The sequence below is a fragment of the Vogesella indigofera genome, from assembly GCF_028548395.1.
GTDB classification, from domain to species: Bacteria; Pseudomonadota; Gammaproteobacteria; order Burkholderiales; family Chromobacteriaceae; genus Vogesella; species Vogesella indigofera_A.
Genome location: NZ_JAQQLA010000004.1, coordinates 588,967 through 604,746 on the forward strand (window position 1 = coordinate 588,967; position 15,780 = coordinate 604,746).

Sequence of the window (15,780 nt, forward strand, 5' to 3'; positions counted from 1 at the left end):
CCGCAAGGCACTGGCCGCGAGTGCGCGGCCCCGTTACCATAGCCCGGCCCGTTTGCCGGGCTTTTCTTCACTTCTATACTCCGGAACGCGCATGAAGATCGTCGTCCTCGGTGCCGGCGTGGTCGGCGTCGCCAGTGCCTGGTATCTGTCCCGCGCCGGGCACGAGGTCACCGTCATCGACCGCCAGGGTGCCGCCGCGCAGGAAACCAGCTTTGCCAACGGCGGCCAGATCGCGGTGTCGCACGCCGAGCCGTGGGCCAACCCGGCCACGCCGCGCAAGATCTGGCAGTGGCTGGGGCAGGAGGACGCGCCGCTGCTGCTGCGCCTGCGCGCCGATCCGGCGCTGTGGCGCTGGAGCTGGCGCTTCCTGCTGGAGTGCCGCGCACGGCGCACCCGCGCCAACATCCGCCCGATCACCACCCTGGCGCAGTACAGCCGCAGCTGCCTGCAGGCGCTGCGCGCCGAGCTGGCGCCGCAGGGCGGCCTGCACTACGACCAGCTGCAGCGCGGCATCCTGCACCTGTATACCGACGCGAAGGAATTCGAGCAGGCGCTGCACGCCGCCGACATCATGCGCGACTACGGCTGCGACCGCCGCCCGCTGACGGCGGACGAGTGCGTGGCGATCGAGCCGGCGCTGGCCAGCGCCCGCCGCCAGCTGGTGGGCGGCGATTTCTCCGCCGAGGACGAATCCGGCGACGCGCAACGCTTCAGCAGCCAGCTGGCGGACTTCTGCCGCCGCGCCGGCGTTAGCTTCCGCCTCGATACCGTCATCAGTCGCCTGGAACGCGACGGCGACAGCATCGTCGCCGCGCACACCGCCAGCGGAGAGCGCATCGTCGCCGACGGCTTCGTGCTGGCGCTGGGCAGCTACAGCCCGCTGCTGCTGCGACCGCTGGGGCTGTCCTTACCGGTCATTCCGGCCAAGGGCTACTCTGCCACGCTGACGCTGCCGGATGACAGCGTCGCGCCGGTGACCAGCCTCACCGACGACCAGTACAAACTGGTGTTCTCGCGGCTGGGGCAGCGACTGCGCATCGCCGGCACCGCGGAATTCGCCGGCTTCGACCTCGCGCTCAACCCGGTGCGCTGCGACGCGCTGCTGCGACGCACACGCCAGCTGTTCCCCGATCTGCGCGACAGCGCGCCGCCGGAATTCTGGTGCGGACTGCGGCCGGTGACGCCGTCCAGCGTGCCCTACATCGGCGCCAGCCGCTACCGCAAGCTGTGGCTGAACACCGGCCACGGCACGCTGGGCTGGACCATGGCCTGCGGCTCCGGCCGGCTGCTGGCCGACCTGATCGCCGGGCGCGCACCGGACATCGCCTTCCCCGCCCCGGCGCTGTGAGCGCGTACTCACCATCGCGCACTGACGCGCGACGGGGCGCAAACGGCTGAGGAAAACGCGTTTAGGCAGGGATAAAGGCATGCCGCAGCCGTTTTCAGCGCCGTAGCGCCGTTGCGACCCCTTGCCGCGGATCGTGAACCGCTTGTGAGCCGCCACCGCCACGACGGCGGCACGCGCGCGGCTGCAAAGGTTGGCCGCAACGCTCACGCTGCCTTACCATGCAGCCATCGCCCACCCGGCCCCTCGAGACTCGCCGCACCATGTCGCACCACCCCAACCAGTTCGACCTGTTCCGCACCCGGCGCTTCCTGCCGCTGTTCGTCACCCAGTTTTTCGGCGCCTTCAACGACAATCTGCTGAAGAACGCGGTGATCGTGCTGATCAACTTCCACGGCATGCAGATGCTGGGACTGGCGCCGGAGCTGATGATCCAGCTGGCGGCGGCGCTGTTCATCCTGCCCTTCTTCCTGTTCTCCGCCACCGCCGGCCAGCTGTGCGAAAAGTACGACAAGGCCGCCATCGCGCGGCTGGTGAAGCAGGTGGAAATCGCCATCATGCTGCTGGCGGCGCTGGGCTTCTGGCGGCACGACGGCGTGATCCTGATGAGTACCATCTTCCTGATGGGGGTGCACTCCACCCTGTTCGGGCCGCTGAAATTCAGCGTGCTGCCGCAGTACCTGCGTCCCGGCGAGCTGGTTGGCGGCAACGGCCTGATCGAGATGGGCACCTTCGTCTCCATCATCCTCGGCCAGGTGGCCGGCACGGTACTGGTCAATGCCGACGACAGCCGCATCAGCATTGTGCTGGCGCTCCTGGCCTGCGCGCTGGCCGGCCTGGCCGCAGCGCGGAAGATGCCGCCGGCGGCGCCGACCGCCGCCGCGCTGCCGATCGACTGGAACTTCGCGCGCCAGACCTGGGGCATCGTGCGCCACGCCAAGCAGAGCCGGCCGGTATGGCTGAGCCTGCTTGGCATCTCCTGGTTCTGGTTCCTCGGCGCCATCTACCTGTCCAAGCTGCCGACCTATGCCTCCGACGTGCTCGGCGGCGACGCCACGGTGTACACGCTGCTGATGACGCTGTTTTCGCTCGGCGTCGGCACCGGCTCGATGCTGTGCGAGAAGCTGTCCGGGCGCAAGGTGGAGCTGGGGCTGGTGCCGTTCGGCTCGCTGGGGCTGTGCCTGTTCGGCATCGACCTCTACTTCGCCACCCCGCCGCATCCGGCTGCCACGCTGGACTGGCTGGCCTTCATCGCCAGCGCCGGCAACTGGCGCACCATGGCCGACTTCGCGCTGATCGGCGTGTTCGGCGGCTTCTACATCGTGCCGCTGTACGCGCTGGTGCAGTCGCGCTCGGCGCCGGAATTCCGCTCGCGCGCCATTGCCGCCAACAACATCCTCAACTCGCTGTTCATGGTGGTGTCGGCGGCGTTTGCGGCGGTGCTGGCCGCCAACGGCGTCAGCATCCCGACGGTGCTGCTGATCGCGGCGCTGCTGAACCTGGTAGTGGCCGCCTACATCTACAGCCTGCTGCCGGAATTCCTGATGCGCTTCGTGATCTGGCTGCTGACCCACACCCTGTACCGCGTGCGCCACCACGGGCTGGAACAGATTCCGGAGCACGGCCCCTGCGTACTGGTGTGCAACCACGTCAGCTTCATGGACGCGCTGATCCTCGCCGGCGCGGTACGGCGCCCGATCCGCTTCGTGATGGATCACCACATCTTCCGCACCCCGCTGCTCGGCTTTGTGTTCCGCACCGCGCGCGCCATCCCGATCGCGCCGGCGAAGGAAGACCCGCACGCCAAGGCGCGCGCCTTCGACGAGGTAGCCGCGGCGCTGGCCGCCGGCGAGGTGGTGTGCATCTTCCCGGAGGGCAAGCTCACCGACAACGGCGAGATCAGCCTGTTCAAGCTCGGCATCGAGGAGATCGTGGCGCGCACGCCGGTGCCGGTGGTGCCGATGGCGCTATGCGGCATGTGGGGCAGCTTTTTCTCGCGCCGCTACGGCAAGGCGATGCTGAGCTGGCCGCGCCGCTTCTGGTCGCGCATCGCGCTGAAGGCGGCGCCGGCGCTGGCGGCGAGCGAGGTCAGCGCCGCCGCGCTGCAGCGGACGGTCAGCGAGTTGCGTGGCGACTGGCGCTGAGCCGCCCGCAAAATTTGATCACAATCGGGCGCCGTGGCTTGCCGCCGGCGGCCAGCTGTGCCAAAGTGTCAAACATAATCAACATGTTGTAGAAAATAACACCACAGAGGAGCGTTCAATGTCCAACGCCAACGATATCGTCCTGTTCCATCAGCAGGACATCACCCCGGACTCGTTCTCCGCGCCGCTGGAGCGCCGCCTGGCCGGTGAGTGCCAGCAAACCGTCGAGATGCACTACAGCGATCCGACCGGCCAGTTCCACGCCGGCCTGTGGTCCGGCGGGGTCGGCGCGTGGCGGGTGAAGTACACCGAGTGCGAGTTCTGCACCCTGCTGGAAGGCCGCGTGCGCATGCACGACGACCACGGCGGCATGGTCGAGATCGTCGCCGGCCAGCACTTCGTGATTCCGGAAGGCTTCGAGGGCATCTGGGAGGTGGTGGAGCCGGCGAAGAAGACCTTCGCCGTGTTCGAGGAAGACCGCCTGGCGCGCAAGGACTGAGCCAGCGTTTATCACGCCCAAGGTTGGCCGCAGCGCCGATGCGGCCAACCTTGGGGGCTTTGAGCGCGGCGCCGGCGCGAATTGCCGCGAAACGCCCAACAAAAACCCCTGCCTCAAGCAGGGGTTTTTGCTTGCCGGCACCGCGTGACACGGCGCCGTGTCAGAATTTCTCGTTCTCGGTCAGGTAGCGCCACTGCCCCTGCTGCAGCTCGCCCAGCCGCACACGGCCGATGCGGATGCGGCGCACCGCCTTCACCTGCAGCCCGGCCGCGGCACACATGCGCTGGATGTGGCGGCGCTGCACTTCGCGCAGCACGAAGCACAGCTGGCTGTCGCTCTGGCGGCTGACGCGCAGCGCGGTCAACCTGTCGCCGTCGCTGTTGACGCCGGCCTTCAGCGCGGCGAGGCCGGCGTCGTCCAGCGGACGGTCGATCCATACCAGGAATTCCTGCTCGCAGTCACCGGACAGCAGCTTGCGCGCCACGCGGCCGTCCTGGGTCAGCACCAGCAGGCCGGAGGCATCGACGTCCAGCCGCCCGGCGGCGGCGAGGTGCAGCTGGTGCTTGCGCAGAAAGGTGTAGCCGGAACGGTCGGCCGGCGACAGGGTGTCGGCCTTGATCAGCTGCCACGCCGGGCGTTCGCCGGACATCTCCGCCGCGCCGCTGACATAGCCGACCGGCTTGTGCAGCAGCAGGGTGACGCGCTCGGCCTGCTCGTTCAGCGCGCGCGCCTCCAGCTCGATGCGCTGTTCCGGGCGCACGCGGCTGCCGAGCACGTCGACCACCACGCCATCGACCTTGACCAGCCCCTGCTCGATGAATTCGTCGGCCTCGCGGCGGGAGCACAGGCCGAGCTCGGTCATGCGTTTGGAAAGGCGGATGGTGTCGTCGGACATGGCGGCAATCTGAAATGTAGGGAATCGGGCAACGATTATCCGCTGTTTTGCCACCGCTGTGCGGCCAACGTTGGCCGCACGCGGCAGAAACGGCCGGCGCCGGACAGCAAAAAGCCGCGACGGCGACCGTCGCGGCTTGCCGCTCCGCCGGCTCAGGCCTGCTCGATGCTCTGCCGGATCTGTTCGATGCCGGCCGGGTCGTCCAGCGTGGTCAGGTCGCCCGGATCGCGGCCTTCGGCCAGCGCCTGGATTGAGCGGCGCAGCACCTTGCCGGAGCGGGTCTTGGGCAGCTGGTTGACGAAGTACACCCGCGCCGGGTTGGCGATCGCGCCCAGCTGCGCCGCCACCTGCGCGATCACTTCTTTTTCCAGCTTGGCACGGCTGGCCGGGTCGTCGAGCAGCGCCGGATTTTTCACCACCGCAAACGCCTTCGGTACCTGACCCTTGAGGCTGTCTTCCACCCCCACCACCGCCACCTCGGCGATGGCGCTATGGCTGCTGACCGCTTCCTCGATCTCGCGGGTGCCGAGGCGGTGGCCGGCGACGTTGATCACGTCGTCGGTGCGGCCGAGGATGGTGAAGTAGCCGTCAGCGTCCTTGATGCCCCAGTCGAAGCTGGAGTACACCAGTTTGTCCGGAAACAGGCTGAAGTAGGTGTCGACGAAGCGCTGGTCCTGCTGCCAGATGGTGCTCATGCAGCCCGGCGGCAGTGGCGGCAGCACGCCGATCACGCCCTTCTCGCCGGGCCCGACTTCCTCGCCGGTGGCCTCGTTGAACAGCTTGACGTTGAAGCCGTACACCGGCAGCCCGGGGCTGCCGAACTTGACCGCCTTGGGCTCGACGCCGTTGCACAGCGTCAGCATCGGCCAGCCGGTTTCGGTCTGCCAGTAGTTGTCCAGCACCGGTACCTGCAATTCGGCGGCGATCCAGCTGGCGGTCGGCTCGTCCAGCGGCTCGCCGGCGAGGAACAGCGCGCGCAGGCTGGAGAGATCGTACTTGTGCAGCCAGGCCGGATCCTGCTTCTTCAGCACGCGGATGGCGGTCGGCGCCGAGAACATCACCGTGACCTTGTACTTTTCCACCAGCTGCCACCAGATGCCGGCGTCGGGGCGGATCGGCAGCCCTTCGTACACCAGCGTGGTCATGCCGTTCAGCAGCGGGCCGTAGACGATGTAGGAGTGGCCGACCACCCAGCCGATGTCGGAGGTGGAGAAGTAGCACTCGCCCGGCTTGCCGCCGTAGATGTAGTCCATGCTCGCCGCCAGCGCCACCGCGTAGCCGCCGGTATCGCGCTGCACGCCCTTCGGTTTGCCGGTGGTGCCGGAGGTGTACAGGATGTAGCTGGGGTGGTTGGACTCCACCCACGTCACCTCGGCGCGGTCGTTCAGATGCTGCTCGCGCAGCGCGGCGTAGTCGAGGTCGCGCCCCGGCTTCATCATCGGCGCCTCGGCCAGGTGACGGTTGACCACGATCACCTTGCCCGGCGCGCTGGCGCCGGCCAGCGTCAGCGCCTCGTCCACCAGCGGCTTGTAGGCGATTACCTTGCCGCCGCGCATGCCGGCGTCGGCGGTGACCAGCACCTTGGGCGTGGCATCCTCGATGCGGGTGGCGAGGCTGGCGGAGGCGAAGCCGCCGAACACCACCGAGTGGATGGCGCCGAGGCGCACCGTGGCCAGCATCGCGAAGATCGCCTCCGGGATCATCGGCATGTAGATCAGCACCCGGTCGCCCTTTTCCACGCCCTGCGCCTGCAGGATGGCGGCGAAGCGCGCCACTTCCTCGTGCAGCTGCGCGTAGCTGTACTGCAGCTCGGCGCCGGTCTCGCTCGACACGTACACCAGCGCCGCCTGCTCGCCGCGCGCGGCCAGGTGGCGGTCGATGGCGTTGTAGCAGAGGTTGGTCTCGCCGCCGGCAAACCAGTCGCGGAACGGCGGTTCGTCGTACTGCAGCGCCTGGTCGAAGGGCTTGTGCCAGTGGATGCGTTGCGCCTGCTCTGCCCAGAAGCCGGCCGGGTCGTCGATGGAGCGGCGATGGAAGTCGTGGTACGAGGTCATGTCGGGGTCTCTCTTGTGTCTGCCGCATCTGGCGCGCGGTCTGCTTCTAAACAACCAAGCGGTTGCTTGTCAGACAAATTAAGCCCTTTGGCGGGCAAGGTCAATGCGCACGCCACCTGCCGGCGACCGGTGCGAAATTGGACGTTGCGGAAATGCCGAGCCGGCGGCGCATTCCGCCCGCCGTTCGCCGGCGCTACCGCCGACTGGCGTTGCACAACACTGGTCGAAAGCGGGGCAGATGCGGTACGCTGTCACGCTAAGAAAACGCCCGCAGGACAGGACAAAGCCATGGACATCAAACACTACATGAACGTCGTCGGCCAGGCCGCGCGCAAGGCCAGCCGCGCCATCGCCCGCGCCGACACCAACCAGAAAAACAAGGCGCTGCTGGCCATCGCCGACGCCATCGAGCGCGATCTGGAACAACTGGTTGCGGCCAACATGGTGGATCTGGAAAACGCGCGCCAGAACGGACTGGAAGAAGCGCTGATCGACCGCCTGACACTGTCGGAAAAAACCGTGCACGGCATGGCCGAGGGCCTGCGCCAGATCGCCGCGCTGCCGGACCCGGTCGGCGAGATGGACGATTTCACCTACCGCCCGTCCGGCATCCAGCTGGGCAAGATGCGCGTGCCGCTGGGCGTGGTCGGCATCATCTACGAGGCGCGGCCGAACGTGACCGCCGACGCCGCCGGCCTGTGCCTGAAATCGGGCAACGCGGTGATCCTGCGCGGCGGCTCGGAGGCATTCCACAGCAACCAGGCCATCGCCGCCTGCGTGCACGAGGGTCTGCGCGTGGCCGACCTGCCGCTGCACGCGGTACAGGTACTGGAAACCACCGACCGCGCCGCGGTGGGCGAGCTGATCACCATGAGCGAATACGTCGACGTGATCGTGCCGCGCGGCGGCAAGGGCCTGATCGAGCGCATCAGCCGCGAGGCGCGGGTGCCGGTGATCAAGCATCTGGATGGCAACTGCCACGTCTACATCGACGACACCGCCAACCCGGACAAGGCGTTCAACATCGCGCTGAACGCCAAGACCCACCGCTACGGCACCTGCAACACCATGGAAACGCTGCTGGTGCACACCGCGTTTGCCGAGTTCATCCTGCCAAGGTTGGCCGCGGCGTACTGGGAGAAGGGCGTCGAGCTGCGCGGCTGCGAGCGCACCCAGGGCATCCTCGGCGACAAGGTGGTCGCCGCCACCGAGGCCGACTGGGAAACCGAATACCTGGCACCGGTGCTGGCCATCAAGGTAGTGGGCGGCATCGACGACGCCATCGAGCACATCAATCACTACGGCAGCCACCACACCGATGCCATCGTCACCGATGACTACGGCCGCGCGCGCCGCTTCCTGCGCGAGGTGGACTCCGCCAGCGTGATGGTCAACGCCAGCACCCGCTTTGCCGACGGCTTCGAGTACGGCCTCGGCGCCGAGATCGGCATCTCCACCGACAAGATCCACGCCCGCGGCCCGGTGGGGCTGCATGGCCTCACCAGCCAGAAGTGGATCGTGCTCGGCGACGGCCAGATCCGCCAGTAAGCCCGCGCCAGTTCCACCCCCGATGCGCCGCCGGCAGCCCTGCCCGCGGCGCATTGTCTTTTCCGCCAGCCGTTGCCACGCCTGCCGCTGCCGGTGGCGCCACTCCTCCACAGCCAGCTGTGGATAAGCTGTGCACAAGATTGGCCACGCCGTGCAAGCGTGTGGCCAGGTGCAATTGTCACGAGCCAAAACCAGGCGCCACGCGCGCGAAAGCGCTTTGCCAACAAGCACTTGCCGACACCGGCAGGCCGGCGCGGGCGAATATGGCCCCTACCCGTCACAGTGCTACAGTGAAAACAAGGCGCTGTGGACAAGCTGGCAGGACAAACCCCGGTTTTGGCAGCAATACGCAGTTTATTTCCATTTTTTGAAACAATGTACCGCCATGCGGAACAAAATGCTTGCCCTGCATTACCGCACAGGCATAATCGTCTGGCCCGTTGGCACCGCGCTTGCGCCCCGCCATCCCGTTCAGGAGTCGTGCATGTACCCAGTCGTACCCAATACCGAACAGAGCCAGTGGCTGCGCGAGCGCGGCTGTCGTGACGTGGAGCTGTGCTTTGCCGATGTCAGCGGTTTTGCCCGCGGCAAGACGCTGCCGCGCGAGGCCTTCATCAGCGGCCAGACGCTGCGCATTGCGCGCGCGGTGGCGATCCAGAGCTGTGTCGGCGAATTCCCCGACTACCGCTTCTACGGCGAAAACGACCCCGACGCCACGCTGCGCCCGGACCTGGCCACCCTGCGCCCGGTGCCGTGGGCCAGCACGCCGCGCGCGCTGGTGCTGTGCGACTGCGTCGATCTGGACGGTGCGCTGACCCCGTTCGCACCACGCTCGGCGCTGAAACGGGTGCTGGCCGGCTACGCCGCGCGCGGGCTGCAGCCGGTGGTGGCACCGGAGCTGGAGTTCTACATCTTTGCGGCCAACCCTGATCCGGCGCTGCCGTTCCAGGCGCCGGCGCTGCGCAACGGCCGGCGCGAGGTCGGCTTCGACTCGTTCAGCTTTACCACCCTCAACGATCTGGAAGCGTTCTTCGACGACGTCTACCGCGGCTGCGAGCAGCTCGGCATCGCCACCGATACCTGGGTGCACGAGATGGGCCCCAGCCAGTTCGAGATCAACCTCAAGCACGGCGACGCGCTGGCGCTGGCCGACCAGACCTTCCTGTTCAAGACCCTGCTCAAGGAAACCGGCAACCGCCACGGCCTCAACGTGGTGTGCATGGCCAAGCCGCTGGCCGGCCAGCCGGGCAGCTCGATGCACCTGCACCAGAGCCTGGTCGACCACGACGGCAACAACGTGTTCAGCGACCGCCACGGTAACGAGAGCGCGCTGTTCCACCACTTCATCGGCGGCCTGCAGACCCATCTGCCCAAGCTGATGCCGCTGTTCTGCCCTAGCCCCAACTCCTACCGCCGCTTCGTCAAGGGGCTGGCGGCGCCGGTCAACGTGTCGTGGGGGCTGGACAACCGCTCGGTCGGGCTGCGCATTCCGCAGGGCGGCCCGGAGGCGCGGCGGGTGGAAAACCGCCTGCCCGGCTGCGACGCCAACCCCTACCTGTCGCTGGCGGCCAGCCTCGGCGCCGGCCTGCTCGGCATCGAGGACGGCCTGCAGCCGAGCGCCCCGGCGCAGGGCAACGTGTTCAAGCAGGCGGACAGCGAGCTGCTGCCCAATACGCTGGATGCGGCGCTGGCGGCGATGCAGGGTGCCGACAGCGACAGCCGCCTGTTCGGCGAGGCATTCAGCCTGGCCTACGCCGCGGTGAAGGAAGTGGAATTGCAGCATTTTCACGGCGAGATCACCCCGTGGGAGCGCCGCTACCTGTCCGTGCTGGCCTGACGGCGGCGGGAAATGACACAGGCCACGGCATTGCCGTGGCCTGTGCTGATGAGACGGGATGGCGCTTACGCGGTGGCGGCCATTGGCACCGCGGTGCGCTCGGCCAGCAGCGCGATGGCGTCGCTGCGTGTATGGCCCGGCATCTGGCGCTGCACTTCGATGATCCAGAATTCGACCTTCTGCCGGTCGCCGCGTGCCAGGCGCAGCAGGGCGCCGTAGGCCGGTCCGGTGAGGTGAACATCGTGCTGTAGCGGCTGCGTCTGCGCGTGCATCGCATAGCGCGCCGTGCCGGCACGGGCGGCGGCCTTGGACCTGGCCCGCTGCTGCGCCGGCTTGACAAAGAACAACCAGTACAGGGCAGCAAACACCAATAATGCAGAGAGAGCGAACCAAGCGAACACGGCATATCCTCCTGTAATAATGACAAGATTCTAATCTGCAATCGCTGGCGAACCTATCCGTGAAAACACCTATAAATGGCATGAGGGCCGGCCTTGCCAGCACCGGCCAGTCGCCGCGCCAACCATTCCAATGACATGACCGGCGCGTTACACTGCCGCCTGGATCCGAACTCCCTCACCCGCAAAGGAGAAGTGCATGTACCAGCATCTGACGGTTGCCCTCGACGGCAGCCATAACGCCCGCCCGGCCCTGATCGAGGCGGTTCGTCTTGCCGCCGCCGGCAAGGCCCGCCTGTCCCTGGTGCATGTGGTGTCGCTGCACGACTTCGCCATCGAAAGCGTCGGCCTGCTCGACAGCGGCGCACTGCAGGCAGAGGCTCGCGGCCGCGGCCAGGCCATCCTCGACGAGGCCGCCGACTACGCGCGGCAGATGGGGGTGCCCCAGGCGGACTGCTTCCTGCTGGAGGCGCCAGAAGGCGGCAGCAGCATGACGCAGGCGCTGGTCGACTGCGCCACCCAGATCGCCAGCGACCTGCTGGTGATCGGCACCCACGGCCACCGTGGCTGGCGTCACCTGCTGATGGGCAGCTTTGCCGAGGAAATCATGCGCAAGACCACGCTGCCGCTGCTGGTGGTGCGCAATCCGGAAGACGACGACAACCCACTGCCGAGCATCGGCTGAGCGATCAGCCCCGGTTCACGATCTGCCGAGACGGATCGCAACGGTGCGATCCGGCGTTAAAAACGGCTGCGGCTGCGGCGTTTACCTTGCGGTAAACACGCATGCCGCAGCCGTTTGCGTCTTGTCTGGGCGTGCGAGATCGTGGGCACGTGCTCAGATGGCGGGATGGCGCTGCGCGAAGATGAAGAACTCGCGGTTGCCGTCGCCGCCCTTGATCGGGCTGTCGAACCAGCCCAGCCGCTGGAAGCCCAGCTCGGCCACCAGCGCACTGATCCTCTGCTCCACCCCGGCGTACAGCTGCGCGTCGCGTACGATGCCGCCGTGGCCCAGCCCTTCGCGGCCAACCTCGAACTGCGGCTTGACCAGGCTCAGCAGGTAACCGCCCGGCCGGATCAGCGGCAACGCCGACGGGTACACCAGCGCCAGCGAGATGAACGACACGTCGCACACCATCAGGTCGAACGGTGCGCCATCATTGGCGGCCAACAGCGCCGCGTGATCCAGCGCGCGGGCGTTGACGCCCTCGAAGGCGACGATGCGCGGATCGGCGGCCAACCTTGGCGCCAGCTGGTCATGGCCGACATCGACCCCCACCACCCGCCGGGCACCGGCCTGCAGCAGGCAATCGGAAAAACCACCGGTGGACTGGCCGACATCCAGCGCCGTCCAGCCGCCGATCTGCAAGCCGGCCTGCGCCAGCGCGCCGGCCATCTTCAGCCCGCCGCGCGACACGTAGCGGTCGGCCTCGTCCGGCACGATCACGAAGCGGCTGTCGGCCGGCAGCTTCTGGCTGGCCTTGCCGATGTCGCGCAACTGGCCGCCGTCGTCGACACTGACCCGCCCGGCAGCAATCAGCGCCTGCGCCGCGGTGCGCGATGGCGCCAGACCCAGCTCGACCAGTAACAAATCAACACGTTGCATCAGGCGCACTCCACAAACAGGCAATCGGGCGGCAAGGGTGCGCAATGCGCCGCGGGCTGTCAAGACTGCCGCAGTGCCACCATAAGATGCGATGATGGCCGCAGCCATGGCCACAAGGAGAACAAAATGGACACCCTGACACTGGAACCGCACGCGGTACGCGTCCTCGGCGCGCTGATCGAGAAACAGGCGCTGACCCCGGACAGCTATCCGCTGACCCTCAACGCGCTGCTGGCCGCCTGCAACCAGCTGACCAGCCGCGAGCCGGTGCTGCAGCTGAGCGAGGCCGATCTCAGCGCCACGCTGGACAGCCTGCTCGCCGCCAAGCTGGTCAACGAGCGGCTGCCGGCTGGCAGCCGCGTCGCCAAGTACGAACACCGCCTCAACTACGCGTGGAACATCGACGGCGCCAGGTTGGCCGCACTGGCGCTGCTGATGCTGCGTGGCGCGCAGACCGCGGCCGAGCTGCGCACCCGCGCCGGACGCCTGTACAGCTTCACCAGTGTCGAGGAAGTCGACACCGCGCTAAATGCGCTGGCCGACAAATACCCGCCGCTGGTGCTGAAGCTGGCACGGCAGCCGGGCGAACGCGAGGCGCGCTGGGTGCACACCCTGCATCCGGTGGCACAGCCCGCCGTCGCCGCGATGCCCACCGCCAGCGACGACAGTCTCGCCGCGCGGGTCAGCGCGCTGGAACAGACCGTCACCAGCCTGCTGCAGCGCATCACCGAGCTGGAAGAGCGCGCCGGACAGGCGTAACATCGCCCCCCTTTTCCGGAGAACATCATGCTGAAACCTGCCCTGCTGGCCCTCGCCGCCTGCCTGCCACTGTCCGCCGTTGCCGGCGACACCACCCTCGCCCGCGGCAGTGACTACGACTTCCTCACCCGCATGCCGACCGGCCTCGGCCCCGGCATCAGCATCGACCACATCGTGGCGCGCAAGGCCACGCCGTAGGGCGACAAGCCCCAGGCCAGCGCCATCGGCGTGCTGTTCGGCCTGCCGGTACCGGCGCTGCTGCGCCTAGATCTGGGCGGCAAGCTCGCCTACCTGGAATCGGCCGGCTACGCCAGCGCCGCCATGGTCGGCGGCCGCCTGACTATCGACCTGCCGGCCAGCACCGAGCTGTTCGCGCAGGGCTTCTACGCGCCGTCGTCGGCCGCCAGCGGCAGTGTGAAATCGGTCAGCGACAGCATGGTCGGCCTGCGCTGGAGCCCGCTGAAGCTGGTCGGCGTCGAAGCCGGCTACCGCGTGTTCGAGGTCAAGCGCAACGACAGCCAGCGCGACCGCAGCATCGCCGACGGTGCCTACGCCGGGGTCAGCGTCGCGTTCTGATCACTCAGCGCCCGATGACAAACCGGCCCGACAGCGCACACTGTCGGGCCGGTTTGCGTTGCGGCCAACCTTGCTGCCTATGCTGACTCAGTGCAGCACGGTGCGCTTCAGCCGCCGCATGCCCCACCACACCGCCAGCGCCACCAGCGGCACCGACAGCCCGGTGGCCAGCTCGGCATTGATCGGCGCGCCCAGCGCCTTGCCGGCCTTGAACAGATAGGACAGCAGGCCGATCGCGTAGTAGGTCAGCACCCCCACCGACAGCCCTTCCACCGTTTCCTGCAAGCGCAGCTGCAGTGCGGCGCGCTTGTTCATGCTCGCCAGCAGCGCGCGGTTCTGCGCCTCGTGCATCACCTCCACCCGCGTGCGCAACAAGGCGGTGCTGCGCTGCAGCCGCGCCATCAGCCGCTCCTGGCGCTTGGCCGCGGTGTCGCAGGTCTCCATCGCCGGCACCAGCCGCCGCTCCATGAACTCACGGAACGGCTGCAGCCCCGGCAGCCGGCTCTCGCGCAGCTCAGTGATGCGCCGCTCCACTAGCTTGTAGTAGGCACGCGCGGCGGCGAAGCGGTACTGGCTCTCCGCGATCAGCTGTTCGCCCTGCGCCGCGAGATCGGTCAGCTCGTCCAGCAGCAGCGCGTCGGTATCGCTCTGCTCCGCCATGCGCTGGGTGACGCTGCGCAGCTGGGTGCCGAGGCGACTCAATTCCGGCGCCTGCCGCTTCGCCTCCGGCAGCGCCAGCAGCGCCAGCAGGCGGTAGGTCTCGATCTCGAACAGGCGCTGCAGCATGCGCCCGGACTGTGACGGCCCCATGTCGCGGTCGATCACCACGTAGCGGCTGAAGCCTTCGGTCAGCCGGGCGTCCGGGTGCAGGCGCAGGTCGGTGTAGGCGACGCCGTTGTTGTCGCCGATCTCGGCGCCGATCAGGTCATGGCCGCCGAACCAGCGCTGCGAGATCTCGCTGGCCGGCGCCTCCTGCGACGCCGGCAGCAGCACGGCATGGATCGCCACCATCAGCTCGCCGGGCAGGCTGGCCAGCCAGTCCTTCGGCAGCCGGTCCAGCGCGGTGCGTTCGAACGGGTCGACGCAGTCGCCGGACAGCACGAAGGTGTAACGCACGAATTCGGTATGCAGCGCCCAGCGCACGGTGAGGTCGCCGGCGATGCCGGTATGGTGTGCGCCGCGCGGGTCCGGCAGCGGCAGGCCGAGGCGGCGGAACAGCTCGATGAAGGCGGCACGCTGCGCGCTGTCGTCGTCGTCGAACAGCAGCGTCAGCGTGGAGAGGCGCGCCGGCGACGGAATGGCGATCGGGGGACGAGCATGGGCTTCGTCATTGAGCACCCGTCGTAACGGGTGGCTGGTGAGGGTTGTCATGATCTAGGCAGTGTCCAGTTGACGATGCTCTGTCGGCATCTGCACCGCAGCATAAACGGCGGCACCGGCCACCGCCAGCCCGCCAGTCGCGGCGGCACGGCAATCGCTCAGGAATACCACACCCGCTGGTACATTCTGTGCCCGGCTCACCATCAGAACCGGTTCACGATCTGCTGCGACTTCATCTCAAATGGGGCGATGCCGCGTTAAAAACGCTTTTGGAATGCTTGTTTATCTCTGGATAAACGCCGCGTCCCCAGCCGTTTTCACCTTGTCTCGCGGAGCGCGCGAGATTGTGGACACGTTCTCAGCGCGGCTTGTGGTGCGCCAGCAGGGCCAGCATCGCCTCGCGCACCACCGGGTTGCGGATCTGGCGCGCGGCGTCGTCGAAGGCGCTGACGCCGGCCTCGGACAGGGCGAAGGATTTCGGCTTGCGCAGCTTGGGCGGCGTCGGCAGTACCTTGACGCGCAGGCTGCGCAGCGGGTGGCCCTGGCGCTGCAGCGGCGCCAGCAGGCTGTTGCCGAGCAGCTTGAGGCGTGCGGCCACGGTGCTGTTGTGGGCGTAGACCACCAGTTCGCCGTCGCGCACGCAGGCCACCTGGCAGAACTGGCCGAGCTGCCCCGGCAGCAGGCGCTTGAACGCGCGGTCCAGCGCCAGGATGGCGTGGGCGGCGGCGGTCAGGTCGGCCAGCTGCTTGTCGCGGCGGCTGAAGGCGGTGAGGTGCAGGCTGCTCATGATGAAGTCGGG

Annotated in this window: 15 protein-coding genes; 9 read left to right on the top strand and 6 right to left on the bottom strand. The window is 67.8% G+C overall.

Annotation, left to right across the window (positions count from 1 at the left end):
* Positions 1–91 precede the first annotated feature (91 nt).
* From PQU89_RS08535 to PQU89_RS08545, 3 genes are all read left to right on the top strand, one after another.
* The gene (locus PQU89_RS08535) at positions 92–1,348 is read left to right on the top strand and encodes a D-amino acid dehydrogenase (protein WP_272765446.1); all 1,257 of its coding nucleotides are present in this window, start codon (positions 92–94) and stop codon (positions 1,346–1,348) included.
* 260 nt (positions 1,349–1,608) lie between these two features.
* Complete coding sequence (locus PQU89_RS08540; protein WP_272765447.1) at positions 1,609–3,489, top strand: MFS transporter; 1,881 nt, start codon at positions 1,609–1,611, stop codon at positions 3,487–3,489.
* Between the two features lie 118 nt (positions 3,490–3,607).
* Positions 3,608–3,988, top strand: coding sequence for a cupin domain-containing protein (locus tag PQU89_RS08545; protein ID WP_047965956.1), 381 nt, complete (start codon positions 3,608–3,610; stop codon positions 3,986–3,988).
* Positions 3,989–4,148: 160 nt separating this feature from the next.
* Here PQU89_RS08545 and PQU89_RS08550 read toward each other — a convergent pair whose 3' ends face one another.
* Positions 4,149–4,883, bottom strand: coding sequence for a pseudouridine synthase (locus PQU89_RS08550; RefSeq protein WP_272765448.1), 735 nt, complete (start codon positions 4,881–4,883; stop codon positions 4,149–4,151).
* A gap of 152 nt (positions 4,884–5,035) precedes the next feature.
* On the bottom strand, positions 5,036–6,937 hold the full coding sequence (locus tag PQU89_RS08555) for a propionate--CoA ligase (RefSeq protein WP_272765449.1): 1,902 nt from the start codon (positions 6,935–6,937) through the stop codon (positions 5,036–5,038).
* A gap of 288 nt (positions 6,938–7,225) precedes the next feature.
* Here PQU89_RS08555 and PQU89_RS08560 point away from each other — a divergent pair, with 288 nt between their 5' ends.
* Together PQU89_RS08560 and PQU89_RS08565 are read left to right on the top strand one after the other, a co-directional pair.
* On the top strand, positions 7,226–8,485 hold the full coding sequence (locus tag PQU89_RS08560) for a glutamate-5-semialdehyde dehydrogenase (protein ID WP_272756495.1): 1,260 nt from the start codon (positions 7,226–7,228) through the stop codon (positions 8,483–8,485).
* A gap of 484 nt (positions 8,486–8,969) precedes the next feature.
* Positions 8,970–10,322 (top strand): glutamine synthetase family protein, encoded by a 1,353-nt coding sequence (locus tag PQU89_RS08565; RefSeq protein WP_272765450.1) that lies wholly within the window; start codon positions 8,970–8,972, stop codon positions 10,320–10,322.
* A 65-nt stretch (positions 10,323–10,387) separates the two neighbouring features.
* Here PQU89_RS08565 and PQU89_RS08570 read toward each other — a convergent pair whose 3' ends face one another.
* Positions 10,388–10,723 carry a hypothetical protein gene (locus tag PQU89_RS08570; RefSeq protein WP_272765451.1) on the bottom strand — a complete coding sequence of 112 codons (336 nt, stop codon included), beginning with the start codon at positions 10,721–10,723 and terminating at the stop codon, positions 10,388–10,390.
* Between the two features lie 196 nt (positions 10,724–10,919).
* Between PQU89_RS08570 and PQU89_RS08575 the strand changes: the two genes are divergently transcribed.
* The gene (locus tag PQU89_RS08575) at positions 10,920–11,405 is read left to right on the top strand and encodes a universal stress protein (protein WP_272765452.1); all 486 of its coding nucleotides are present in this window, start codon (positions 10,920–10,922) and stop codon (positions 11,403–11,405) included.
* A 153-nt stretch (positions 11,406–11,558) separates the two neighbouring features.
* Here PQU89_RS08575 and PQU89_RS08580 read toward each other — a convergent pair whose 3' ends face one another.
* Entirely contained in the window at positions 11,559–12,326 is a 768-nt protein-coding gene (locus tag PQU89_RS08580) for a TlyA family RNA methyltransferase (protein WP_272765453.1), read from the bottom strand.
* Positions 12,327–12,452: 126 nt separating this feature from the next.
* On the opposite strand from PQU89_RS08580, the gene PQU89_RS08585 reads away from it, so the two are divergent.
* From PQU89_RS08585 to PQU89_RS08595, 3 genes are read left to right on the top strand one after another with little or no spacing between them, the layout of a single operon-like run.
* Complete coding sequence (locus PQU89_RS08585) at positions 12,453–13,085, top strand: YceH family protein (protein ID WP_272765454.1); 633 nt, start codon at positions 12,453–12,455, stop codon at positions 13,083–13,085.
* Positions 13,086–13,112: 27 nt separating this feature from the next.
* Positions 13,113–13,283 (top strand): hypothetical protein, encoded by a 171-nt coding sequence (locus tag PQU89_RS08590; protein ID WP_272765455.1) that lies wholly within the window; start codon positions 13,113–13,115, stop codon positions 13,281–13,283.
* 30 nt (positions 13,284–13,313) lie between these two features.
* Entirely contained in the window at positions 13,314–13,661 is a 348-nt protein-coding gene (locus PQU89_RS08595; protein ID WP_272765456.1) for a YfaZ family outer membrane protein, read from the top strand.
* Positions 13,662–13,748: 87 nt separating this feature from the next.
* Here the strand turns inward: PQU89_RS08595 and PQU89_RS08600 are convergent, their stop codons facing one another.
* The gene (locus tag PQU89_RS08600) at positions 13,749–15,032 is read right to left on the bottom strand and encodes a DUF3422 family protein (RefSeq protein ID WP_047965946.1); all 1,284 of its coding nucleotides are present in this window, start codon (positions 15,030–15,032) and stop codon (positions 13,749–13,751) included.
* A 307-nt stretch (positions 15,033–15,339) separates the two neighbouring features.
* Positions 15,340–15,768 (bottom strand): DciA family protein, encoded by a 429-nt coding sequence (locus PQU89_RS08605; protein WP_047965945.1) that lies wholly within the window; start codon positions 15,766–15,768, stop codon positions 15,340–15,342.
* Positions 15,769–15,780 lie beyond the last annotated feature (12 nt).